General features: G+C 70.4%; 15 protein-coding genes. 5 read left to right on the top strand and 10 right to left on the bottom strand.

The features are described 5' to 3' along the window. Positions 1 to 327: 327 nt before the first annotated feature. Positions 328 to 2313, bottom strand: a complete 1986-nt coding sequence (locus ACZ4N5_RS20430) for an RICIN domain-containing protein (RefSeq protein WP_467758544.1) — start codon at positions 2311 to 2313, stop codon at positions 328 to 330. Between the two features lie 382 nt (positions 2314 to 2695). Here ACZ4N5_RS20430 and ACZ4N5_RS20425 point away from each other — a divergent pair, with 382 nt between their 5' ends. Together ACZ4N5_RS20425 and galE are read left to right on the top strand one after the other, a co-directional pair. Continuing rightward, positions 2696 to 3445, top strand: a complete 750-nt coding sequence (locus ACZ4N5_RS20425; protein ID WP_467758466.1) for an MBL fold metallo-hydrolase — start codon at positions 2696 to 2698, stop codon at positions 3443 to 3445. Between the two features lie 349 nt (positions 3446 to 3794). Next, positions 3795 to 4850: a UDP-glucose 4-epimerase GalE gene (gene galE, locus ACZ4N5_RS20420; RefSeq protein ID WP_467758465.1), complete on the top strand. Its 1056-nt coding sequence runs from the start codon at positions 3795 to 3797 to the stop codon at positions 4848 to 4850. Positions 4851 to 4916: 66 nt separating this feature from the next. Here galE and ACZ4N5_RS20415 read toward each other — a convergent pair whose 3' ends face one another. The 7 genes from ACZ4N5_RS20415 to ACZ4N5_RS20385 all read right to left on the bottom strand — a co-directional run bounded on the left by ACZ4N5_RS20415 (position 4917) and on the right by ACZ4N5_RS20385 (position 14512). Beyond that, a complete protein-coding gene (locus tag ACZ4N5_RS20415) occupies positions 4917 to 6722 on the bottom strand; it encodes a glycoside hydrolase family 15 protein (protein WP_467758464.1) in 1806 nt (601 codons plus the stop codon). 448 nt (positions 6723 to 7170) lie between these two features. Next, on the bottom strand, positions 7171 to 8166 hold the full coding sequence (rfbB, locus tag ACZ4N5_RS20410; protein ID WP_467758463.1) for a dTDP-glucose 4,6-dehydratase: 996 nt from the start codon (positions 8164 to 8166) through the stop codon (positions 7171 to 7173). Beyond that, positions 8163 to 9227: a glucose-1-phosphate thymidylyltransferase gene (locus ACZ4N5_RS20405; RefSeq protein WP_467758462.1), complete on the bottom strand. Its 1065-nt coding sequence runs from the start codon at positions 9225 to 9227 to the stop codon at positions 8163 to 8165. Before ACZ4N5_RS20405 ends, rfbB begins: the two co-directional genes overlap by 4 nt. Continuing rightward, entirely contained in the window at positions 9224 to 10201 is a 978-nt protein-coding gene (locus tag ACZ4N5_RS20400; protein WP_467758461.1) for a UDP-glucuronic acid decarboxylase family protein, read from the bottom strand. Before ACZ4N5_RS20400 ends, ACZ4N5_RS20405 begins: the two co-directional genes overlap by 4 nt. A 19-nt stretch (positions 10202 to 10220) precedes the next feature. Continuing rightward, a complete protein-coding gene (locus ACZ4N5_RS20395; protein ID WP_467758460.1) occupies positions 10221 to 11546 on the bottom strand; it encodes a UDP-glucose dehydrogenase family protein in 1326 nt (441 codons plus the stop codon). Between the two features lie 67 nt (positions 11547 to 11613). Beyond that, positions 11614 to 12816: a glycosyltransferase gene (locus ACZ4N5_RS20390; RefSeq protein WP_467758459.1), complete on the bottom strand. Its 1203-nt coding sequence runs from the start codon at positions 12814 to 12816 to the stop codon at positions 11614 to 11616. Positions 12817 to 14179: 1363 nt separating this feature from the next. Next, complete coding sequence (locus tag ACZ4N5_RS20385; protein ID WP_467758458.1) at positions 14180 to 14512, bottom strand: DegT/DnrJ/EryC1/StrS family aminotransferase; 333 nt, start codon at positions 14510 to 14512, stop codon at positions 14180 to 14182. 357 nt (positions 14513 to 14869) lie between these two features. Between ACZ4N5_RS20385 and ACZ4N5_RS20380 the strand changes: the two genes are divergently transcribed. After that, positions 14870 to 15628, top strand: coding sequence for a TetR/AcrR family transcriptional regulator (locus ACZ4N5_RS20380; protein ID WP_467758457.1), 759 nt, complete (start codon positions 14870 to 14872; stop codon positions 15626 to 15628). 246 nt (positions 15629 to 15874) lie between these two features. Beyond that, the gene (locus tag ACZ4N5_RS20375) at positions 15875 to 20233 is read left to right on the top strand and encodes an aminotransferase class I/II-fold pyridoxal phosphate-dependent enzyme (protein WP_467758456.1); all 4359 of its coding nucleotides are present in this window, start codon (positions 15875 to 15877) and stop codon (positions 20231 to 20233) included. A 224-nt stretch (positions 20234 to 20457) separates the two neighbouring features. Here the strand turns inward: ACZ4N5_RS20375 and ACZ4N5_RS20370 are convergent, their stop codons facing one another. Continuing rightward, a complete protein-coding gene (locus tag ACZ4N5_RS20370; RefSeq protein ID WP_467758455.1) occupies positions 20458 to 21315 on the bottom strand; it encodes a GNAT family N-acetyltransferase in 858 nt (285 codons plus the stop codon). Between the two features lie 509 nt (positions 21316 to 21824). Between ACZ4N5_RS20370 and ACZ4N5_RS20365 the strand changes: the two genes are divergently transcribed. Then, positions 21825 to 23333 (top strand): glycoside hydrolase family 76 protein, encoded by a 1509-nt coding sequence (locus ACZ4N5_RS20365; RefSeq protein ID WP_467758454.1) that lies wholly within the window; start codon positions 21825 to 21827, stop codon positions 23331 to 23333. 142 nt (positions 23334 to 23475) lie between these two features. Here ACZ4N5_RS20365 and ACZ4N5_RS20360 read toward each other — a convergent pair whose 3' ends face one another. Continuing rightward, positions 23476 to 24213, bottom strand: a complete 738-nt coding sequence (locus ACZ4N5_RS20360; protein ID WP_467758543.1) for a chaplin — start codon at positions 24211 to 24213, stop codon at positions 23476 to 23478. Positions 24214 to 24332 lie beyond the last annotated feature (119 nt).

Raw genomic sequence — 24332 nt, 5'->3', positions numbered from 1 at the left:
TCGCGGGCATCCGGTTCCGGCCGCGCAGCCGATACCGGGCCCGCGGAGACACGAGGATCACCTCGTACTGTGACCGGGGAACGACGACAGCGGTGCGGTAACGCACGGCCCGGCTCCCCTCGTTCGTCACGACACACACGGCGCCGGAAGGGGTGGTGTGTGATTCCGTGGCGAGTCTAGGGAACCGGGCGCGGGCCGCGCACCGGGTTTTCCCCGGCCCGCTCGGCCGGCCGGATCACGCCCGGGCCCTATCAGCCGGCCCGTGTCCCGCCGACCCGGTCATCTCACCCATCGGCGTCAACCGGCCTCCTCAGCGGCGCGGTTCGCTCAGTTGCGGCTCCACTTCTGGTTCGTTCCCCCGTTGCACGACCACAGGACGATCGACGTTCCGTTCGCCGTGCCGTTGCCCGACGCGTCGAGGCACAGGCCGGAGACGTTGTTGGTGATGGTGCCGTTGGAGTTGACGGTCCACTTCTGGTTGGTGCCGCCGTTGCAGTCCCACAGGACGACCCGAGTGCCGTTCGCGGTCCCGCTGTTGTAGGCGTCCAGGCACTTGTTGCCGTAGACGACGAGTTCGCCGCGCGAGGTGGCGGTGAACGTCTGGTTCTGGCCTCCGCCGCAGTCCCAGAGTTCGGCCTGGGTGTTGTTGGCGATGGAGCTCTTGAAGAAGTCGAGGCAGCGCCCGGAGCCGGTGCCCACGATCGCGGTGCCGTTGGTTCCGGGGAGGGCGCGGACCGTGACGGCGTCGATGTCGGGCGCGGTGCCCGAGGCCGCGAAGGCCAGCGTGTTGGAGCCCTTGGCCAGGGAGGCGAGGACGGAGACGGTGCGGTACGTGCTCGACGACCCGGTGGGCGGGAAGGCGAGGGTCTGCGCGTACTGGCCGTTGACCTGGAGGGTCGCCCGGCGGGCCGTGGAGCCGCTGTTGGCGTAGCTGATGTCGACGAGCTCCGTGCCGGCGGCGGTCGCGCTGACGCCGGTGAAGGTCGGCGTCGTGGCCGAGGTGGTGTCCTCGTAGGTCGCCACGGAGCCCTCGGTGCCGACGACGGTGAGCAGGACGGCCTCGCCCGCGGGCACGCTGGTGGTGTAACTCGTTGCGTAGGACCCGGCGTTGGCGGCCGACCACACATTGCGGACCGTGGCGGAGGCTGTGGTCAGGCCCATGTCCGCCCAGCGGGCGGTGATGTCGGCGGCGGCGGACGTGCGGTTCACCAGCAGGACCGCGCGCTTGCCGGTGCCGGCGAGGACCTTGCTGTAGACCTGAAGGCCGGTCGTGTCCTCGGCGACCTTGACGCCCTGGAGACCGCGCGGATCCTGGTCGATGGCGATGACCAAGGAGTTGGTGAGGATCGACGCGGTCGACGAGCTCATGGTGGCGAGGTTGTCGCCCGCGAGCAGCGGTGCGCCGGAGATGGCCCACAGTCCCATGTGGGTGCGGTTCTGGGCGGCGCTCAGGCCCGTCATGCCGACGGTCATCATGTCGGGGTCGTTGTAGAAGCCGGTGTGCTGGGCCGCGGGGTGCAGCGACTTGTCGAAGTTCGCGAGGACGCTCGTCATCGAGGGGTTGTCGGGCCAGTAGACGATGTCGGTGCTGGTGCGCCAGATGTCACCGGTGCCGGCGGCCCAGTTCCACGGGTTTCCCGTGCCCCATTCGCACAGGGACAGGACGAGCGAGTGTCCGGTGACCGCGGTGGCGGCCGCGTTCGCGTCGCGGATCGCCTTGTACGTCGTCTCCTGGTCGAGGCCCTCGGCGTCCCCGCCGCACCAGTCGACCTTGACGAAGTCGAAGCCCCAGTTCTGGAAGGTCTGGAGGTCCTGCTGGCTGTGGCCCTCAAGACCGGTGCCGGGAGTGGCCGGGGTCGTGGAGGGGGTCGGGTAGTAGTAGCCGCAGCCGTTCTTCCCGGCGTCGGTGTAGATGCCGGCCTTGAGACCCTTGCCGTGGATGTAGTCGGCGATGGCCTTCATGCCGCCCGGCCACTGGGTGGTGTCGACGCTGATGTTGCCGCTGCTGTCGCGGGCGCCCTGCCACCAGCCCTCGTCGATGTTGACGTACTTGTATCCGGCGGCGGCCATGCCGGAGGAGACGAGGGCGTCCGCCTGGGCCTTGATGGTGGCGTAGTCGATGGCGCTGGCGAAGCTGTTCCAGGACGCCCAGCCCATCGGGGCCGGGGTGACCCCGGCCTGGCTGGTGGCGACCGCGGCGGGCTCGGCCGCGAGCGGAGCGGCCGGGCGGCCGGGTCCGGTCAGCGCGGCGACGGCGAGCAGCAGGACGGCGCCCTGGATACCCACGCGTCTGAGGAGACGTACCAGACACATCATGTTCGAAAGAGGGGACATACGACTCTCCCTTGAGGGGTTTGTTCGCAGAGTCGAACAAAAGTCAACGTGACTCGCCATATGGCAGCGTCTTGGCCGGGCCGCGTCAAGTCCCCTGCCACAAAGGGCCGTTCACCTTCGAGCCGTCCTTCACGGATGGCGCGGGCGCCCCGGACGGAGGCCCGTTCCGTTCGCCACGTCACGGAGGCAACCGTGCCGGGACCCGGGACCCCCGGCGCCGACGGGTGCGACGGGGCCGACGGGGCCGACGAGGACGAACGGGGTGCGCGGCGGCCGTACGCCGCCGCGCACCCGCTCGCGATACCTTTCGCCTTGTCAGGACCCATGGGGTCGCCAGCAGTTGTCCAACATCGGGATGGTCATGCGCGAGGAAGCGATCGTCGAGGCAGCCACCGGAGTTCATCTGGTGCACGGCAGCAACACGAACTGGGTGGTGCTGTCCGAGGGCGACTCCGTCACCCTGATCGACACGGGGTATCCCGGCGACCGCGAGGATCTCCTGGCGTCACTGAAGGCCCTCGGCCACGCGCCCGAGGCCGTGACCGCCGTGCTCATCACCCACGCGCACAGCGACCACCTCGGCTCCGCCGAGTTCCTGAACAGCACCTACGGGACCCCGGTCCAGCTGCACGAGACCGAAGTGCCGCACGCGCGCCGCGAGTTCCTCCACCAGGTGAGCATCGGACAGGTGATGCGGCAGGCCTGGCGTCCCGGCGTGCTGCCCTGGGCGGTGCACGCCATCCGCTCCGGCGGCACGGCGGACGTGACGATGAAGAAGCCCGAGGCCTTCCCGCACGAGGGCCCGCTCGATCTGCCCGGCCGGCCGGTCCCGGTGCACACGCCCGGCCACACACCCGGCCATTGCGTCTACCACCTGCCGCACGCCGGAGTGCTGATCTCCGGTGACGCCCTGGTGAGCGGTCACCCCACGTCACGGATACAGGGCCCGCAGCTGCTGCCCAAGATGTTCGACACCGAACGCGCCGGGGCCCTCGCCTCACTCGAAAGCATCGAGGCCCTCGCCGCCGACGTACTGCTTCCCGGACACGGACCCGTGCACCGCGCTTCGGTGCGCGAGGCCGCTCAGCGCGCCCGGGAGCTGGCCGGCTGACGGGGTCCGGCCGGTACGCGGCCGAGCGGGCCGCAACCGGTCCCGGATGCGCGTTCAGGCGGTCGGCGGACCGCCTGGACCGCTTGACGGTCGGGGCAAAACGGTGCAGAGTTGTATATATACGCCGTAAACATACGTCGTTGTCTACTGCATGTCACTCAGGAGCGTCACGCCATGGCGCACAGCAAGCCGACTCGCACGGAAGCCCCCGAGGCGGAGCCCGCTTCGGCGGGGGTCCCGGACGTACAAATCGTCCGGCCCGCCCCCTGGTCCCGGCACCCGGCCTGCCGTGCCCACGCGGCGCTCGCCTCCGGACCGCCGCCCGCGCGCACACGAAGGAGCCGGGCCCATGAGTGCCCCCTCGACCATTCTCGTCACGGGCGGCGCAGGATTCATCGGCAGTCACGCCTGCGTCGAACTGCTCGATCACGGCTACGAGTTGATCGTGGTCGACAACTACTCCAACAGCACGCCGCAGGTCTTCGCCCGCGTGGAACGCATCGCGGGCCGTTTTGTCGGCACCGTCTATGAGCTGGACATCCGTGACCGACGTGCCCTGTCGGCCGTCTTCGACCGACACTCTATCGACGCCGTCGTGCACTTTGCCGCGCACAAGGCCGTCGGCACGTCGACACGGATGCCCATCGAGTACTACGACACCAACGTCGGCGGAACGACCGCGCTGCTGAACACCATGCACGAACACGGAGTGCACCAGCTCGTCTTCTCCTCCTCCTGCTCTATCTACGGCGACGCCGGACACGAACCTCTCGACGAATCCACCCCGGCCCGGCCCACCAATCCGTACGCGGCCTCCAAGCTCGTCTGCGAGCAGATCCTGGCCGATGTCTGCCGACGCCGTCCCGAGTACACGGTGCTGTGTCTGCGGTACTTCAACCCGGCGGGCGCCCATCCCAGCGGACTGCTCGGCGAGGACCCCCGCGGCTCTCCGGAGAACCTGCTGCCGAACGTGGCCCAGGTGGCCATCGGCCGGCGGGAACGCCTCCGCGTCTTCGGCGACGACTACCCGACAACGGACGGGACCGCGATCCGCGACTATCTGCACGTCATGGACACCGTCGAAGCCCACCGCGTCGCCCTCGACCACCTCGCGGACGAGCGGGGCATGCGCGTGTACAACCTCGGCATGGGAAAAGGGAGTTCGGTGCTCGACGTGATCGCCGCCTTCTCCAAGGAATGCGGCATCCCCGTTCCCTACGAGATCGTCCCGCGACGCCCCGGCGACGTGGCCGCGCTGGTGGCGGACGCCACCGCCGTGGGGCGTGCCTGGGGTTGGCACCCGTCCCGGGACCTCGCCGACATGTGCCGTGACGCGTGGCGGTTCCAGCAGCTCAACCCGCACGGCTACGGCGGCTCCGCCCGGCGCCCGATCGCCAAGAACTGACCCTCAGGAACTGACCGTCGCCGACCCTCAAGAACTGACCGTCGACGACTCGCCAAGGACTGAGGGTCAACGACGCGGCTGCGGCTCCGACAGCAGGAACGCCGTCTCCACCAGCGCGATGTGGCTGAACGCCTGGGGTGCGTTGCCCAGTTGACGGCCGGTGTCGGGGTCCCACTGTTCCGAGAGCAGTCCGACGTCGTTGCGGATCGCCAGGACTCGGTCGAAGGCTTCCCGGGCCGCCTCCGGGTGTCCGGTCGTGGCGAGAGCGTCGGCGTACCAGAGGGAGCACGCCACGAACGCGCCCTCGGAGCCGTGCATGCCGTCCACGCCGTGCACGCCCTGGCCGTTGTGGGCGTACCGCCGCACGAACCCGCCATGGGTCAGCTCCCGCATCGCGTGCACGGTACCGCGCACTCTGTCGTCCCCGGCGGGCAGGAAGCCCAGCCGGGGAATCAGCAGTGCGGAGGCGTCGAGCGTCGACGAGCCGTAGGACTGGACGAAGGATCCCCGGCCCGCGTCCCATCCTTCCCGGCACACCTCCTGGTGCACCTCGTCACGCAGGGCCCGCCACACCTCCGAGGACCCGTTCCTTCCGAGCAGCGCGCCCATGCGCAGCGCACGGTCCGCCGCCACCCACGTCATGACCTTGGAATGGACGAACTGCCGTGCGGGTCCGCGCACTTGCCACAGCCCTTGGTCCGGCTCCCGCCAGTGACGGCGGAGGTGGCCCATCATGGATTCGACCAGACTCCACACATGGCCCGGCAGGGGGATCCCCGCTCGCAGGGACAGGAGCAGCGTGTCGAGAACCTCGCCGTACACATCGAGTTGGAACTGGCTCACCGCGGAGTTCCCGAAGCGGACCGGCTGCGACCCCTCGTAGCCGGTCAGCCACGGCGCCTCCGTCTCCGGGAGTAGTCGCTGTCCGCCGACGCCGTACACGGTCTGAAGATCGGCGGGTTCCCCCGCGATGGCCCGTACCAGCCAGCCCAGCCATGCCTCCGCCTCGTCCCGGTAGCCGCTGTGCAGCAGACAGGACTGGGTCAGGGTGGAATCACGCAACCAGCAGAAGCGGTAGTCCCAGTTGCGTTCCCCGCCGATGCAGCCGGGCAGTGAGGTGGTCGGGGCCGCGACGATGCCACCGGTGGGCGCGTAGGTGAGGGCCTTCAGGGTGATCAGGGACCGCACCACGGCATCGCGCCAGGGCCCTTCGTATTGGCACTGTCCGGTCCAGTGCCGCCAGAAGTCACAGGTTTCCTTGAGTACCGTCTCCGCGGGTACGGACAACGGCGCGGGCGGCTCGGGCACGTACGAGGGCGCCCAGACGAACGTCAGTGTCGTCTTCCGGCCGGCCCGGACGGTGAAATCGTGGACCGTGCGGTCCCCGTCGGTGAGTTCCCGCACCGGCCCTTCGGTGCTCAGCCAGACGGCGTCCGGCCCGGCGACCGCGACGGTACAGCCTTCGCCGACCTGGATCCATGGCACGACCCGGCCCTGGTGGAAGCGCAGCCGCAGTTCGCTGCGCACGTCGACGACACCCCACAGGCCTTCCACCACACGTACGATGCAGGGCAGTTGAGAGCGCGGCGGCATGAAGTCGGTGACCCGCACGGCGCCCGTCGGGGTCTCCCAGCGGGACTCCAGGACGAGAGAGTCGGGCCGGTACGACCGGCGCGCGCAGGGAGCGCGTGCCATCCGTGAGACCGGCGCGATCCGCCAGAAGCCGTTGTCCTCGGTGCCCAGCATGGCGGCCAGGCAGGCCGGAGAATCGAACCGGGGCAGGCACAACCAGTCGATGGATCCGTCCCTGCCGACCATGGCAGCGGTTTCCAGATCGCTGATGAGGGCGTAGTCCTCGATGAGTGAGTTCATAGTCGAAGCCACGCCGTCGTGCACATTGCCGCCTCTCCAGCATACGACCGCGACGCTGGAATTCGCATCATGACCAGGCGCTTCGGGGATCGCACCCTCGCCGGCCGTCCTGCGTGTGACACCGGGCGCCGACCGACGGGCGAGCGTGTGCGAGTCCCGGAGGGGGGTCGCGCCGGGGGTTCCCTTGGCGCGGACGCCGACGGCAGAGGAACGTGGTCCGTATGAAGCCGCTCAAGGTCGACGGTGCCTGGGTTCACGAGCCCCGGGTCTTCGCGGACCACCGAGGGTCCTTCCACGAGTGGTTCGCGGGCGCCGACTTCCCGCGGACCGTCGGCCGGGACCCCGGGCTCGCGCAGGCGAACTGCTCCGTCGTCGACGACCTGGAGAACCTCCTGCTCCCGCGCCAGACGGATCATGCCGTCGGCTCCCGTGACCAGCCAGTCGCCCCTCATGCCGCCGCGCTCTCGGCTCGCGGCAGCAGCGGTTCCCACCACGACCGGTGGGTCCGGTACCAGTCGACCGTCTCCGCGAGCCCCGCGGCCAGTTCCTTGCGCGGCGCGTAGCCGAGTTCGTCGCCGATCTTCGAGAAGTCGACCGAGTAGCGGCGGTCGTGGCCCTTGCGGTCCTCGACGTAGGTCACCATGTCCCAGTCGGCGCCGCACTCCTCCAGCAGCAGCCCGGTCAGTTCGCGGTTGGACAGTTCGTTGCCCCCGCCGATGTTGTAGATCTCGCCCGGCCGGCCGCCGGTACGGACGAGTTCGATGCCCCGGACGTGGTCGTCGATGTGGACCCAGTCACGGACGTTGAGGCCGTCGCCGTAGAGCGGTACGGACCGGCCGTCCAGCAGATGGGTGACGAAGAGAGGAATGACCTTCTCCGGGAACTGGTGGTGTCCGTAGTTGTTCGAGCACCGGGTGACCCGTATGTCGAGGCCGTGCGTGCGGTGATGGGCCAGCGCGATGAGATCCGACGCCGCTTTGGACGCGGCGTAGGGCGAGTTGGGGCTCAACGGGTCGGTCTCCGGCCAGGAGCCCTCGGGGATCGATCCGTAGACCTCGTCGGAGGAGATGTGCACGAAGGTGCCCAGCCGGTGGCGGAGGGCCGCGTCCAGGAGCGTCTGGGTGCCCAGCACGTTCGTGCGGACGAACACGTCCGCGCCCAGGATGGACCGGTCGACATGGGACTCCGCGGCGAAGTGCACGACCTGGTCGTGCCCGGAGACGAGATTGCCGACGAGTGCCGGGTCGCAGATGTCGCCCTGGACGAAGGCGAAGCCGTCCGCGTCCCGGACCTCCTCCAGATTGGCGGGGTTTCCGGCATAGGTGAGTTTGTCGAGCACCGTGACCGCCACGTCCGGCGGGCCGTCCGGGCCGAGCAGGGTGCGGACGTAATGGGAGCCGATGAATCCGGCTCCGCCGGTGACCAGGATGCGGGTCGTGGTCACGGGATCTGCACTTTGCTGTGGTCGCCGAGCACCAGCCGGTGAACGGAGGGCGTGCGGGGAACGGGGCTCACTTCGACGTTGTGGCCGATCAGCGAGACTTCGATACGGCGCATCCCGACGATGGATGCCCGGCGCAGGACGATGGAGTACTCGATCTCGCTCGCCTCGACACGGCAGTCCTCCGCGATCGAGGTGAAGGGACCGATGCAGGAGTCGGCGATCACCGTGCCGGCGCCGACGACCGCCGGGCCGACGATCCGGCTGGCGAACACTTCGGCGCCGTCGTCGATCCTGACGCGGCCGATGATCTCGTTCGCGTCGTGGACGCTGCCGTCGATCCGCGGTTCGATCGTTTCTAGGACGGACCGGTTCACCTCCAGCCTGTCGGTGACGTTCCCGGTGTCCTTCCAGCAGCCGGAGACCGTCGTGGAGCGCACGTCGAGCCCGCGGTCGAGCAGCCACTGCAGGGCCTCCGTGATCTCCAGTTCACCGCGCCGGGACGGCCGGATGGCGCGTAAGGCGTCGTGCACGCTCGGGGTGAAGAGGTAGACGCCGACCAGCGCGAGATCGCTCTTGGGCTCCTGGGGCTTCTCCTCGAGGCCCACCACCCGGCCCTCGGCGTCGAGTTCGGCGATCCCGAAGGCCGTCGGTTCCGACACATGGGTCAGCAGGATGCGGGCGTCCGGCCGCTCCCGGCGGAAGTCGTCGACCACTCCGGAGATGCCTCCGACGATGAAGTTGTCGCCGAGGTACATCATGAAGTCGTCGTCGCCGAGGAAGTCCCGTGCGATCATGACCGCATGGGCGAGGCCGCGGGGAACGTCCTGGGGCAGGTACGTCACGTCCAGACCGAACGAGGAGCCGTCGCCGACGGCCTCGCGGATCTCCCGCTCGGTGTCCTCGACCACGATCCCGGTCTCCCTGACGCCGGCGGCCGCGATGGCCTCCAGGCCGTAGAACAGCACGGGTTTGCCGGCCACCGACACCAGTTGCTTCGCCGAGGTATGAGTGATCGGGTGGAGCCTGGTGCCCGCTCCGCCGCACAGGACGAGTGCTTTCATGATGGCCGCACCACTGGGGCTTGCTCGGATGGTCGTACGGGTCGCCGCGACTGCGCCACGAACCATTCGACGGTTTGCCGCAGCCCTTCCTCGAGGGGCACCTGGGGGCGCCACCCGAGGCCTTCTCGCGCACGGGAGATGACGGGGCGCCGGCGGACCGGATCATCGACGGGCAGCGGAAGGAAGCGCAGCCCGCTGCCAGATCCGGTGATCATGATCACCAGCTCCGCGAGCTCCAGTACGGTCCGTTCGTTGGGATTTCCCAGATTGAACGGGCCGGGCCGGTGTGAATCGATCATGGCTACCAGGCCTCTGACCATGTCGTCGGCGTAGCAGAAACTCCGTGTCTGGCTGCCGTCTCCGAAGAGGGTCAGGGCCTCGCCCGTGAGGGCCTGCCGGATGAAGCTGGAGACCACCCGGCCGTCGTGCGAACGCATGCGGGGGCCGTAGGTGTTGAAGATGCGGACGATTCCCACATCGACCGCCCGGGTGCGCCGGTACGCCATCGAGACGGCTTCGGCGAAGCGTTTGGCCTCGTCGTAGACGCTGCGCGGCCCGATGGGATTGACGTGTCCCCAGTACTCCTCGTCCTGCGGGTGCACCATCGGATCGCCGTAGACCTCGCTGGTGGACGCCAGAACGAAGCGGGCCGAGTGACGGTCCGCGAGTCGCAGCATGTTCTCCGTTCCCCGGCTGCCGGCGGCCAGTGTCTCCAGCTGGAGACGCTGGTAGTCGACGGGCGACGCCGGGCTGGCGAGGTGCACCACGGCGTCCACGTCCCCCGGGACCGTGAACGGCTCGGTGACATCGCACGCTTCGAGGGTGAACCGGGGATGGCGCAGGAGCGGGGCGATGTTGACCGGTCTGCCCGAGGAGAAATTGTCCAGGCAGCGGACATGGTCACCTCTGAGCAGCAGGGCCTCGCACAGATGCGATCCCAGGAAGCCGCTCCCGCCGGACACGACGACACGCATGCGATTCTCCTCCTTCCGGTCAGCCGAGCCGCGACCGGCCCAGCGCGTGCAGGGACCATCCCGCCGAGTGCCATCGCGACGGGTCGAGCGTGTTCCGCGCGTCCACCAGGACCGGGGAGCGCACCACCGTGGCGAGCAGGGCGGGGTCGAGCTCCCGGTACTGGGGCCACTCGGTGAGGTGCAGCACGACATCGGCCTGCTCGCACGCCTTGGCCACGTCCAGGGCGAATTGAAGTGCCGGGTGGGCCGCTCGGGCGTTGTCGATGGCCTCGGGGTCGTGCACACGGACCTGTGCTCCCCGGAGCCGGACGGCGTCTGCGACCGCGAGCGCGGGCGAGTCCCGCACGTCGTCGCTGCCGGGCTTGAAGGCGGCGCCCAGCACCGCGACGCTGCGGTCGGCGAAGGAGCCCCCCAGGACCTGTTCCGCGAGGTCGACGGTGCGCAGGCGCTGCCGTGTGTTGATCTCGTCTATCTGGCGGAGGAAGGCCACGGACCGTCCGAGTCCGAGCTCCTCCGCCCTGGCGGTGAAGGCCCGGATGTCCTTGGGCAGACAACTGCCGCCGAATCCGAGTCCGGGGGCCAGGAATCGGGGGCCGATCCGGGAGTCCCGTCCCATCGCCTCGGCCAGGGTCAGCACATCGGCCCCGGTGGCCTCGCAGATCTCGGCCATCGCGTTGATGAAGGAGATCTTGGTGGCGAGGAAAGAGTTCGAGGCGACCTTCACCAGTTCGGCGGTGGCCGGGTCGGTGACGATGAGCGGGGTGCCCGCGTCCAGCAGCGGTGCGTAGATCTCCCGGAGTCGTGTCCCCGCGTACTCGGACCGGGCGCCGACCACGACGCGTTCCGGCCGCAGGGTGTCCTGGACGGCGCAGCCCTCGCGCAGGAATTCGGGGTTCCAGGCGACTTCGGCCGCCGGAGCGGTGGCGTGCAGCCGTACGGCCAGGCGGGCCGCGGTGCCGACCGGGACGGTGGACTTGCCGACCACCAGGACCCGTTCGTACCCGCTGTCCCGCAGACAGGGCGCCAGCGCGTCGACGGCCGCCTCCACGTATCCCAGATCGGCGGCACCGGACTCGGGGTGCTGCGGTGTGCCGACGCAGACGAAGTGGGTGTCGGCGAACCGGGCGGCCTCGGCCGGCGAGGTGGTGAAGCGCAGTCTGCCCGTGTCCACGGCTCTCTTGAGCATCTCGGACAGGCCGGGTTCGAAGAACGGGGGCGTGCCACGGGTGAGGGCGGCGATCCTGTCCGCGTCGATGTCGACGCCGAGGACGTCGTGCCCGATGTCCGCCATGCAGGCGGCGTGGACCGCGCCGACGTATCCGGTGCCGATGACTGTCAGGCGCATGTTGATCTCCGAGGTCGGCGCGTGGTCGGCCGGTGGCCGAGGGTGCGGGTGGGTGGGGCAAGGGGGTTCAGTGGCCGGAGGCGGCTCCCGGGGCGGTCCCGGTGACGGGAAGGCCCAACAGGCCGCGGTAGCAGGCGTCGACGGCCCCGCACATGGCTTCCGGCGCGAACGTGGTGCGGACGCGCAGGCAGCCCTGCCGGCCCATCTCCGCGGCCTCCCGCGGATGGTCGAGGAGCCAGCCAACCGCGTTCGCGGCGCCGTCCGGGTCGGCCGGTGTCACGAGCAGACCCGTGACACCGTGCTCCACCAGGTCGGGCACGCCGTTCACGGCCGTCGCGACGACGGGTCGAGCAGTGGCCAGCGCCTCGGTGAGCGCCCGGCCGAGCCCCTCGTAGAGGGAGGTGACCGCGAACACGTCGAGTCCGGCGACGAGCCGGGCGGCGTCCGGTCGCTGACCGGTGAGTGTCACTTCGACATCCAGGTCGGCGGCGAGCCGTCGCACATCCTCTGCCAGCGGCCCGTCTCCGATCATGACGAATGCGGTGTCGGGGTGCTCCACCCGGATCGCGGCCGCCATGCGGACGAATCCGAGGGGGTCCTTCTGAGTATCGATGCGGCCGACCGTACCGACGAGGGCCGTCTCCCGCGCGATGCCGAGCAGCGCGCGGGCGGCGGGGTCGAACGCTTCGGGAATGTCTCCCAGTTGTACGGCCGAGGGCACCACCTGGACGCGGCCCGGCGGCGCGAGACGCTCCTTGACGGCCTCCTGCGCCACACGCGGCGCGACGGCGAGGAACCGGTGGGCCAGACGCCGTGTCACGCGCTCCAGACCCCGGTACAAGGCGCGTCTGGGGCGGGACATGTACGGGTGGAAACTCAGTCCGTGGAAGGTGTGCACCACCACGGGTGTGCGGCACAGTCGTGCGGCGACCCTGCCGAGGAAGCCGCCCTTCGCGGAGTGGGTGTGCACGACCATGAACCGCTCGCGGCGGATGAGTCGCACGAGCCGCCACAGCACCAGGAGGTCGGCGGGGGTCAACGTGTGCCGGAATCCCGGGATTTCGACGGTGTGCACACCCGCGGCCCGCGCCGGTTCCCAGAGGTCGCCGCCCGGCACGCCGGCGACCCACACCTCGTACCGGTCGGGGTCCATGCCCTCGGCCGCCAGCAGGGTGTTGCCTCCGGCTCCCGCCCAGAACCGGGTGATGACGTGCAGGACCTTGATCCGCGGCAGGGCCGGCGCCGGGGGCAGTTCCTCCCCGGATGCCACCCGTGGAGGCGTCGCGGGCCAGCTTCCGGGCGAGCCGTCAGGCCGCCCCGAGCGGGGGACGAGGGTCCCGTACAGCATCGCCGATCACCACCGATGGGGATAATGCGTATATTTACGCTGTATACGTACATCATCACCCCTGGAGCGATTCAGGTCAATCCAGGGGCGGGAGCGGGGCCGCGAGGCGCACTCGAAGGCGAGGTTCCCCTCCCCGGGGGCCCGGAGATGCCGGGGTGCGCCAGGGCCCGGATACTGCGCACGCGGGAGGCTCCCCCGATCCCGGAAGAACACCCATGGCCCTGGCCGAACCGGAAGAGATCGAGCCGCTGCCGGTGTATCCGCGCCGCCGGTCCGCTCTGACGGCGGCACCCGGGGAACTCCGGTGCGGCACCCCCGACTGCCCCTGCCACGCCCCGCTCGCCTTCCCCGTCGCCGGACGGTGGCCAGTCCTCGTCGACTTCGAGAGCAGCGTCGTCGACCGGGCGGCGGTGCTGTCGGCACCCGAAGGCACCGGTCCGGCGGGAACGGCGTCCGTCAAGGGCGCGGACGGGCTTCCGGCGCCGCTGCGCCGCGTCTTCAAGCCGCCCAACCGCGCCGCGGCGCACAACATCGACCTGCTGCTGCACAGCCTGACGGGCTGCGTGCCACTCCTGCCCGTCGCCGGCGGGGCGACGGTGGGCAACGGCGCGGGCCCGATCTACCGCGATCCGCGGGTTCACGTCATCGGGTTCGACATCGTCGGCAGTCCGGTGACCCAGTTCATCGCCGACGCCCACCGGATCCCGCTTCCCGCGGCGAGCGTCGACACGGAGCTGGCACAGTGCCGACCTGGAGCATGTGCTCGACCCGGCCGCGGTCGTGGCCGAGATTCACCAGGCGCTCAAGGACGGTGGACTCGTGTACGCCGAGACCCCGTTCCTCCAGCAGGTCCACGCAGGCGCCCACGACTTCACCCGCTTCACCGCGAGCGGCCACCGCTACCCGGGTCGGCCACCGGTTCGACGAGATCGCCGCCGGACCGGTGGCCGGCCCTGGCACCCAAATACTGTGGAGCGCGGACCACTTGGTCCGCGGACTGACACGCTTCGCGGGCCGCGCGGTGCGGGGCCTGGCGTTCTGGCTGAGAGGCCCCGACCGGCTCGTCCCGCCTCCGTTCGCGACCGACGGCGCCTCGGCCCTGTACTTCCTGGGCCGCAGGACGGTCTCCCGAACACGGTCACTTCGCCGAGAACGGGCAGTTCACCGATGACGGCGGCGCGGCGTTTGGCCGGATCGTCGTCGAGGAAACCGACGGGAACGAGCCCGAACTGCGGGGTCCGTCCCAGATCCCGGGCGAGTGCCTGTCCGGCCTCCCCGGCTCCGATCACGAGGGTGCGCAGACCGGTGGGCTGTTGCGTTTCGGACTGTTCGACGGGGGCGGGCGAGGGAGGGGACGCTGGCGCCGGCTTCGGGCGAGGCCGGCCAGTTCGCCGCAGACCCGGTCGACAGCACTGTCGGTGAGGTCGAGATGCAGCGGGATGGACAGGAGCTGGGAAAAGAGCGCGTCGGCTCCCGGCAGCCCGCCGGGCGGGGTCGTCGTGGTGCTCCTGAAGTACGGCATGTGGTGCAGCGGGATGAAGCGGACGGAGGTGCCGATACCCAGCTCGGCGAGCAGGTCGAACAGCTCGCCCCGGCTCCTCCCGTACTCCCCCGACACTCGTACGACGTAGAGGTGGCAGGCGTGTTGCCCGAGGTCGCGACATCCAGGGGTTCGATACCGGGGACGTCCTCCAGCGCCGCCGTGTACCGCCGCGCGAGGGCGTGGCGGCGCCGCTGCCAGTCGCCGAGGTCGCCGTTCGAGGCGGGCCAGGCGGCCTCCTCCGAGTCCTTGCGGGGCCGCATCCGATCGACTGTCATGCCCTGCTCCCCGACATGACTCCGTTTGGGGAAGAATGGCGACGCCACACCCGTCCGGATGGCGTATATTTACGCCGTATACATACACCTTGCCCCTGTAGGTGCATAGAGTCAACACGAGCAGGACGTGGAGCGGGCGGGCCGTCTGGAGGCAGGCATGGCCAAGGAACAGGCGCGCGACGAGGACGACGAAGCCACCACGAAGCCGGCGCGGCGCGCCAGCGACCGGGGCCACTACGGCCGGCTGAGCCGGGAACGTGTACTCGCCGCCGCACTGGAACTGGTGGACCAGGAGGGCCTCTCCGCGCTGAGCATGCGTCGGCTCGGCGCGCAGCTCGGCGTCGAGGCCATGGCGCTGTACCGGTACGCGGAGGGCAAGGACGCCCTCCTGGACGGTCTGGTCGAAGCCCTCTACCTCGAACTGGAGGAGCGCCTGTCCGCCGGGCCCGAACCGGACACCGGGTCCGCGGAGTCCGAGTCGCCCGCATGGCGCGCGGAACTCCAACGGATCGCCCGCGCGATGTACGAGGTCTGCCTCGCCCATCCCCAGGCCGTGCCGCTGCTGTCCACCCGCATGCTCGCGGTCCCGCTGGCCCGGCGGCCGCTCGCCGTACTCAAGGAACACGAACGGGTGCTCGCCCTGCTCCAGGACGCGGGGCTCGACCGTGTCCGCTCCGCGGCCGTCTTCCGCGCCTTCACCGGCTGGGTTCTCGGCTATGTGTCCGTGGAACTGCGCGCCATGGTGGACAACCCCGAGGAGTCGGACCCCGCCTTCCGTCTGGGGCTGCACCGGATGCCGCCTCATGAGCTGCCGAGGCTCCGCGAGGTCGCGGCGGCCCTCGCCGACCGGGGCGGCCCGGACGGCCTGGCCGCCGGACTGGACGCCCTGCTGGACCGCTTCACACAAGGACCCTAGGAGCACGGGCAGGCAGGGCGTCCCCGCCGCGACGAGCCCCCGGAGCAGCGCCGGAGCGTGTACGGCGGGGTCCGCGGCGCGCCTGCGCGCCCCTGCCGTATCCCACCAGGAGATGCACCTGCCCACCGCCCGGGCCTACGATCAACAGAGCCCCGGAACCCGGCGAACGGTCCTGTGTCGTCCGACGTAGGGAGGCGGTTCGGCTTGCTGCGGGCATATCGCCTCACAGGCGTGTACGCCTCGCTGGTGTCGGTCGCAACAGTCGTCTACCTGACCGTTCCGGCAGCCCGGCCGCCGCTGTGGGCACTCATGGGACTCGGCGGCGTCGCGGCCGTACTCACGGGAGTCCACGTCCACCACCCCGCCCACCGGTGGCCGTGGTGGCTGCTGGCGGGAGGACTGCTGGCCTTCGCCGCCGGCGACACCTCGTACAACGTGATGGAGGCGTACTTCGGCTTCTCCCACCCGTTCCCGTCCCCGGCCGACGCCTGCTATCTCGCGGTGTATCCACTCTTCGCCGTCGGGCTGTACGGCCTCGTACGGTACCGCTGGCCGGGACACGACCCGCCGAGTCTGCTCGACGCGCTGATCTTCGCTCTGGCTCTCGCGCTGCCGGTCTGGGTCTTCCTGGTGCAGCCGCTCACGCACGTGGAAGGCATGACCTGGCAGCAGCGCGCCATCAGCATCGCCTACCCGCTCGGAGACGTCCTCGTACTGGCCATGCTGGCCCGTCTGCTCGCGTCGAGCCCCGGATCCGGCCGCAACCGCTCCCTGCAGCTCCTCGTGGTGGGAACGTCGGCACTGCTCGCCTTCGACATCGCGTACGGAATTCTCCAGCTCCACACGCTGTGGCGGACCGGGACCGCGCTCGACGCCGGCTGGATCGTCTTCTACACGGCCTGGGGGCTCGCCGGACTTCATCCCTCCATGGTGGAACTGACGCAGCCCGTACAACGCCAGGATTCCCTGCGGCCCACACCGCGTCGGCTGCTGATGCTCGCCGCGGCCACCCTCGTGGCGCCCGGGATTCTTCTGTACGAGGGGCAGCGGGCGAACGCGCAGGACGCCGCCGTGATCGCGGTGTTCTCGGCAGCGCTCTTCCTCCTGGTGATCCTTCGGCTGTCCGGGATGGTCGTGGCCCACCGCAACGCCGTGGCACGGGAACTGGCGCTGCGCACGGCGGCCATCTCCCTCGTCGCGGCGGTCCGGCCGCTGGACGTCGCGGAGACGTGCGACAGGACGGTCAGCATGCTGTTCGGGCCCAAAGTCCGGCACCGGAGTCTGCTGCTGACCACCGAGTACGCGAGCGGGCCGGCGAACCACCGCTCGCACCTGGTGCCCACGGCCGGGCTCGGCCAGGACATCGCGAGCAGGCTCGGCGACCTGCCGACCACCCTCGTGTGCCCCATGATCCCGCCCGACGGGGCCGCCGGAGAACTGCCGGGTGTGCTCATGGCGGCCGGACCGGAGCAGCAACTCCTTGAGATCCAGAGCTCGTTGGAGATTCTGGCCTCACACTCCGGCCTGGCCATGGAGCGCATCGCGCTACGCCAGGAGATCATCCGCAAGGAGAGCGAGGCGTACTTCCGTACCCTGGTGCGCAACGCCTCGGACGTCATCCTCATCGTCGAGGACGACAACACGCTGCGGTACGCGAGTCCCTCCGCCCGAGCCGTCTTCGGCGGGGTGAACCTGACCGGCGCGTCGCTGCCCGATCTGGTGGATTCCGGCGACCGGCAGCGGGTTGTCGAAGGGCTCGCGGCCATGCGGCGCCAGGGGGCGCCCGAGACGCACGACCACTGGTGGGTCCTGCGCGACGGCGGCCGCATCGAGGTCGAGGTGCGATGCAGCGACCTGCGCGAGGACCACACAGTGGGCGGTCTGGTCGTCACGCTGCGCGACGTGACCGAGCAGCGACGCCTGGAACACGAACTGACGGAGCGGGCCTTCCACGATCCGCTGACAGGTCTGCCCAACCGGACGCTGCTCCTCGAGCGGATCGAGCGCGCGCTGCTGCGCAGTCGCCGCGGGGCGACGCTCACCTGTCTGCTCTTCATCGACCTCGACGACTTCAAAATGGTCAACGACACGATGGGGCACTCGACGGGCGACCATCTGCTGACCGTCGTCGGCGAACGGCTGTCGGGAGCGCTGCGCCGCACGGACACGGCGGCCCGCCTCGGGGGCGACGAGTTCGCGGTGCTGATGGAGGACGCGACGAAGCCGCTCGACGCCGAGCTGCTGGCCGCGCAGTTGATCCAGGCACTGAGCAGGCCGTTCAGCCTTCGGGGGGGTTCGGTGAGCGTGTCCGCCAGCGTGGGCGTCGCCACCGCCGAGGACAGCACGGACGCCGAGGAACTCCTCGGTCACGCAGATCTGGCCCTCTACGCGGCGAAGGCCGCGGGCAAGCGGCAGTGGCGTCGGTTCCAGCCGCGGCTGCGGGTGCGCATGGTGGAACGGCACGATCTGCAGGCACGCCTCGACGGAGCGGTGGAGCGGTCCGAATTCACGCTGCGCTACCAACCCGTCGTCGACATCAGCGCGGGCGAGGTCGTCGGATTCGAGGCGCTGGCCCGCTGGCCGCATCCCCAGCACGATTCCGTTCCGCCGGACCAGTTCATCGCCCTCGCCGAGGAGACGGGGCACATCACGCCGCTGGGTGCGTGGGTCCTGGCGAACGCCACCACCGACATCGCCGGTCTGCAGCGGATGACCGACCCGAAGGATCCGCCGTACGTCAGTGTCAATGTGTCCGCCCGGCAGTTCCGGGACACCAGCTTCCTGGCCAAGGTCCGCAAGGCGCTGGAAACGCCGGGACTAGCCCCCGGCTCACTCCAGCTGGAACTCACCGAGACGGTGCTGATGCGCCAGGACGCACAGATCCAGGCGATGCTGTATTCGCTCAAGGACCTCGGTGTGCACATCGCGGTGGACGACTTCGGCAGCGGCTACTCCTCACTGCGATATCTGCGCGACTTCCCCGTCGACGTACTGAAGATCGACAAGACGTTCATCGACGACATCGCGCTGGACACCCGGCAGGTCGCGCTCGTCGAGGGAATCGTCAGCCTCGCCGACACCCTGGGCATCCAGGTGATCGCCGAGGGAATCGAGGACCAGGCGCAACGGGATCTGCTCGCCGCCATGGGATGCCGCTTCGGGCAGGGCTTCCTCTTCGCACGGCCGATGACGGTGCAGCAGAGCGAGTTCCTCCTGCGGCAGCGAAAAGGGGCCCGTGCCCCGGAACAGTCCGTCGGGGCGCCGACGGAAGCGAGGCGGCCGACCGGGCGGAGACCGCAGACTCCCCCCGCCCCGCGCCCGGAGCTGCCCGCCCCGCCCGGGACAGCGGAGCCCGGCGGCACCCGCCGCTCCAGACGCCGGCGCGACCTCGAACACCTGCGGCAGACCAGCCCCATGAGCGACGCCATCCTGGACGAGGTGCGCGGCCGGCACATCCGCAGCGGCGATCACTGGCTGATCGACTTCGCCTCCTGCAACTACCTCGGCTTCGACTGCGATCCGGAGATCATCCAGGCGATCGAGCCGGCCGTACGCCGCTGGGGAACCCACCCGAGCTGGTCCCGGCTGCTCGGCAGTCCACGCCTGTATCCCGACATCGAGGAACGGCTCTCCGACCTGCTCGGCGCGCCGGACACGCTGCTGCTCCCCACCGCGACCCTCATCCATGCCTCGGTGATCCCGGTCCTGGCCGACGAGGGCCATGTCTTCGTCGAGGCCACGGCACACCGGACCGTGTTCGACGGATGCGAGGGCGCCCGCGGGCAGGGCGCGACGCTGCAGCGGTTCCACGCCGAACGGCCCGACGAACTGGACGCCATGCTGCGCGAGGTGCCGCGCGGCCTGCCCCGGCTCGTGTGTCTGGACGGCGTGAACAGCATGAGCGGGAACATTCCCGACCTGCCCAGCCTGGCCGCGGTGTGCCGGGCGCGCGACGCCACGCTGTACATCGACGACACACACGGATTCGGCGTCATCGGCGAGCGCGGGCCGCACGAGTCGTGTCCGTACGGGGACCGCGGCAACAGCGTCGTACGGCACACAGGAGAGACCTACGACGGCATCGTGCTCGTCGGCGGATTCTCCAAGGCGTACTCGTCCCTGCTGGCCTTTCTGGCCCTGCCCTCCTCGCTCAAGATCCGCCTCAAGACGGCCGCGGCGCCCTATCTCTACTCGGGCCCCTCACCCACCGCGTCCCTCGCCACAGCGCTGGCCGGTCTCGACGTCAACGACAGCCGCGGGGACGCCATCCGCGCCGATCTGTACCGCAAGACCGTCCGTGTGCTCGACCACCTGGAAGCACTCGGGGCGGGCACGCTCAACACGGACCGGCTGCCGATCGTGGAGATCCTCCTCGCCAACGCGGCAGACCTGGACGCGGTCGCCGGGTTCCTGTGGGACAACGGCATCTATGTGACCCTGGCGGCCTACCCGCTCGTCCCCCGTGACCGGGCGGGTTTCCGGGTCCAGCTCACCGCGCTCAACTCCGACGAAGACATCGAGCGGCTCAACGACACCCTGACCCGGCTCTGCGAGCGCTATCAGTTGCGGCCCAGGGACGGAGTCCGCGATGGCGATTCTCAATGACGACGTCAACTGGGACAACCGGCCCGTCGAGGACTACCTGGCGGAGAACTCCTCGAGCTGCACCCCGCCGACGCGGCCGCCATCACCCACCATGCGCCTTCTACCGCGGGTTCGCGCCGGGCAGCGTCCGCCGCTCCGTGGAGGTCGGGGCCGGGCACCCTCCGCCTTGCGATGCACGGCACCGGACACCGCGGTCCGATCCGACGTGCATGGTCGGACAGGCCCTAGCCGAGTTCCAGCGACGTCACCCCATGAACCCGCGCCCCCGCGAACGCCCTGACCGGCCCGGTGTACATGCGGGCCGTCTCGAAGGAGGGCGTCAGGCCGAGCTTCTCGACGAGGGCGACGGCCGCCGCGTTCGTCTCGGGTACGTCGATGGCGAGCGCCCTCCCGCCCGCGTCGGCGGCCAGCGCGGCGAACAGGGCGCGGGCGTCGTCGGCGCTGTCGGCGAACAGGGGGCCGATCCGCAGCGAGTCACGCGCCGGACGGATCACGGCGTACCCGCTCAGTCGCCCGTCGTCGGCGTGCCGGACGAAGGTGCGGTGCCCGGGTGCGCTCAGCCACGACTCCAGGAACACCGGCCGGTCGGCGGGGTAGCACGCGCTGTCGTACGCCGTGATGGCCGTGCGGTCCGCGCGCTCCGCCGCCCGTACTCCTGACGGCTCCTCCCCCACCGGGGCCACGCCCGTGAACCGGACGGTGCGGTAGGCGAGTTCGAAGCCGGACTTGCGGTAGTTGTCCTGCTGCGCGACTACTCCGTCGAGGCCGACGGTCCGGTCACCCGCGTGGGCGAGGGCCGCCTCCCATGTGGCGACGCCGTAGCCGTTCCCGCGCAGATCGGGGCGTACGAGGTAGAAGCCGAGGAAGGCATAGTCGGCGCCGTAGTTGACCACCGAGATGGCCGAGACCGGCTCCCCGTCGACGCGGCCGAGGAAGAAGCCCCCGGGATCCTGGGCGAAGAAGCTCGCACTGTCGGAGAGCCCGGGATTCCATCCCTCGTCCGCCGCCCAGCCGCCGACCACCTTCCAGTCGTCGAGCGTGGCCTGGCTGACGACGAGGCCGTCGGGTCCCGGAGAGGTCATGGGGGCGCTCCAATGCATACGGGTCGGGAGTGCGCCGGCCGCAGACCGGTCGCCGGGTGCGCCGGCCGCCTACGGACTGCGGGGTGCGCCGGCCGGCCGCACGCGCAGCATCCTTCCCGATCTCCGGACCGATCGCAGCGACAAGCGCCCCACGCTGGAAGGGATTCGGCCACTTCGGCACGTGCGGCCGACGCAATGCCGTCGCAGTGCCACCGCCGTGCCGCACGGGCCGGCCTGCGGATGCCGTCTTCGTGCCGGTCGGGCCCGGACGGGGTGCAATACCGTCTCGGTGCCGCGCGGGCCCGGACAGGGTGCAATACCGTCTCCGCGCCGCGCGCGCCCGAAAGGGTGCACTCGACGCCCCCGCCTTCATTGACGCGCACGCGTCATGCGACTAACTTCCGGGAGCGCTCTCGGTCCCCGCCGATCCCCCTCCGGGCCCCCTCCGACCCATCGCCGGTCCCCCACCGGTCCCCCACCGACCCCTCTCCCCCGATCAGAGGTCGACCATGAAGACAACGTTGTCCCACGGTCTGCGAAGAGCCGTTCCGGTCCTCCTGGCTCTCTCCGCCGCGCTGGCACTCCCCACGCCCGCCGCAGGGGCAGTCCCCGCGCCCTCCGCCGCGTCCGCCGCCCCGGCCACGTCCGCGTCCGCCGCCGCGTCCGTCTGCAACAAGTACTGCGACGCCCGCGACCCCGCCCTCGCGCCGCAGGACCGCACCCCGGTCTCCACCACTCTCTTCTCCCGCGCCATCACCCTGCACTTCGACGACACGGACGCGATGGGCTGGGCGTCGCTCGACAACGGCAGCCCCGGCGACGAGGTGTGGCTCGACCGATCCCTCGACGGTGGCCGCACCTGGAGTTCGGGCAGCCGGCTCGGGGACACCCCCGTGCCCGCGGGTCGGCGCGGCTGGCGCACTCTCATGTACAACGTCGACGACTGGGGCAACCTCGGTGTCGGCGCCCTGCGCGCCTGCGGCAAGGCCGGGGACCGCACCGCCATCGCGTGCACCGCGTGGGCGCGCACGACCTGGAACGCGGGCGAGCGGCGTACGGCCGCCGCGACGGCCCAGATGATGTTCTACGACAACTCCACCGGGCTCTTCGCCACGACCGGCTGGTGGAACTCCGCGAACGCGCTCACGGCCCTGATCGACAACATCCGGGTGACCGGCATGGGCAGCTACAAGTACGCGATCGCCAGGACCTACGACCGCCAACTCGGCTCACAGGGAGGGCAGTTCCGCAACGACTACCTCGACGACACCGGCTGGTGGGGACTCGCCTGGGTGGCCGCGTACGACCTGACGGGCGACAGCCGCTATCTGAGTACCGCGCGCGCCGACGCCGATCACATGGCGGCCTACTGGGACTCGACCTGCGGCGGCGGGGTGTGGTGGAGCACCGCGAAGACGTACAAGAACGCGATCGCCAACTCGCTGTACATCCAGCTCAACGCGGCCCTGCACAACCGGGTGTCCGGTGACAGCGCCTATCTCTCGCGGGCGCTGGCCGGCTGGTCCTGGTTCCGGTCGACGGGCATGGTGAACGCGTCGCACCTGGTGAACGACGGCATCGACCTGTCGACCTGCCGGAACAACGGCGGCACCGTGTGGTCGTACAACCAGGGCGTGCTGCTGGGGGCGCTCACCGAGCTGAACCGGGCGACCGGCGACAGCGGCACGCTCGACGCGGCCCGGCAGATCGCCGACGCGGCGACCACGTCGGCGGCGCTCAACACGGCGGCCGGGATTCTGCGGGACCCCTGCGAGAGTGGCGACTGCGGGGCCGACGGCCCGTCCTTCAAGGGCGCCCATGTGCGCGGTCTCGGCCGGCTGAACGCCGCGCTGCCCGACCATCCGTACTCGGCCTATCTGGGACGGCAGGCCGACGCCGCCCACGCCGGCGACCGCAACGCCCTCGACCAGTACGGTCTGCGCTGGTCCGGTCCCCTGGACCTCACCGACGCGGCCCGGCAGCAGAGCGCACTCGACCTCCTGGACGCCGCGCCCTGAGACGTCCGCGACACGGCCCGGACGACGCGGAGGAGAGGAGAAGGACGCGAAGGAGGACGGACGGTCGCGGAGGAGGACGGACGGGGAGGAGGCTCCACCGGTCACCCGTCCGCTGGAGCCTCCCGACTGTGATCGCCGCGTGTCAGCGGACCGCGGCGGGCCGGAACCGGCGGTACAGGACGGCGCCGCCCAACAGGAACGCCGCGCTCGCCGCGATGGCCGGCATCGTCTGGTCCGCGCCGGTGTGGGCGAGGGAGGCCACGGCCCCGCTCTGCGGCCGGACCTGTCCCGACGCTCGGGTGTCCGGGGCCGCGGCGGGCGGAGCGGACGGCCTCGGGGTGGGGTTCCCCGGGTGGTGCGGCTGCCGGGGCTTGCCGTCCGAGGTGTTGACGGACTCGTTCCCGACGGACGCGTTGCCGAGACCGACCACCGTCACCGAGTTGCCGCTGACGTTGACCGGGAGATCCACCGGGAGCTGGAGGCCGTTGCCCGAGAGCACACCCGGTGAATCCTTTCCGCCACCGTGCGCGACCGCGCCACCACCCCCGTGCGCGCCACCGTCACGGCCCGTGCCGCCGCCTCGGTGCGCGCCGACTCCCCCGTGCTTCCCGCCTCGGGACGCGGCGGCCCTTCCTCCGGCACTCACGTCGGCGCAGCGGTTGCCCGCGGCGGGGTTGAGCAGCCCAGCCACGTTGAGCGTGTTCCCGCACAGGTTCACGGGGACGTGCACGGGGAGCTGGACGGTGTTGCCGGAGATCAGACCGGGCGAGTCCGCCGCCGTGCCGTTGGCCGCGGAGTCGGCGTGGGCCGGCATGGTCGCGGCCAGCGCGCCCGAGGCGGCGGCCGCGGCGATCAAGCCATTTCGGGTCACCCGTTTCATAAGGTTCACTGCCTTCCTGACAACGTCGCGGGCACTCGCCCACATTGCCAAGAACGCCTGTGAACCATCCGAGTTATGGCTTATCGGTCTTTCACCCCATCGAGCGTCACCCATGTCGA

It is taken from the genome of Streptomyces sp. NPDC026500 (assembly GCF_055567635.1).
The sequence above is the reverse complement of the archived record's forward strand: the minus strand, read 5'-3'. Positions and strand labels throughout refer to the sequence as shown.

Coding starts and splice junctions, on each gene's coding strand:
- ACZ4N5_RS20365 (WP_467758454.1), top strand. CDS start 21,825: ATGAAGACAACGTTGTCCCACGGTCTGCGAAGAGCCGTTCCGGTCCTC.
- ACZ4N5_RS20415 (WP_467758464.1), bottom strand. CDS start 6,722: ATGAACTCACTCATCGAGGACTACGCCCTCATCAGCGATCTGGAAACC.
- ACZ4N5_RS20380 (WP_467758457.1), top strand. CDS start 14,870: ATGGCCAAGGAACAGGCGCGCGACGAGGACGACGAAGCCACCACGAAG.
- ACZ4N5_RS20360 (WP_467758543.1), bottom strand. CDS start 24,213: ATGAAACGGGTGACCCGAAATGGCTTGATCGCCGCGGCCGCCGCCTCG.
- ACZ4N5_RS20405 (WP_467758462.1), bottom strand. CDS start 9,227: ATGAAAGCACTCGTCCTGTGCGGCGGAGCGGGCACCAGGCTCCACCCG.
- galE (WP_467758465.1), top strand. CDS start 3,795: ATGAGTGCCCCCTCGACCATTCTCGTCACGGGCGGCGCAGGATTCATC.
- ACZ4N5_RS20430 (WP_467758544.1), bottom strand. CDS start 2,313: ATGTGTCTGGTACGTCTCCTCAGACGCGTGGGTATCCAGGGCGCCGTC.
- ACZ4N5_RS20370 (WP_467758455.1), bottom strand. CDS start 21,315: ATGACCTCTCCGGGACCCGACGGCCTCGTCGTCAGCCAGGCCACGCTC.
- ACZ4N5_RS20425 (WP_467758466.1), top strand. CDS start 2,696: ATGCGCGAGGAAGCGATCGTCGAGGCAGCCACCGGAGTTCATCTGGTG.
- ACZ4N5_RS20395 (WP_467758460.1), bottom strand. CDS start 11,546: ATGCGCCTGACAGTCATCGGCACCGGATACGTCGGCGCGGTCCACGCC.
- ACZ4N5_RS20400 (WP_467758461.1), bottom strand. CDS start 10,201: ATGCGTGTCGTCGTGTCCGGCGGGAGCGGCTTCCTGGGATCGCATCTG.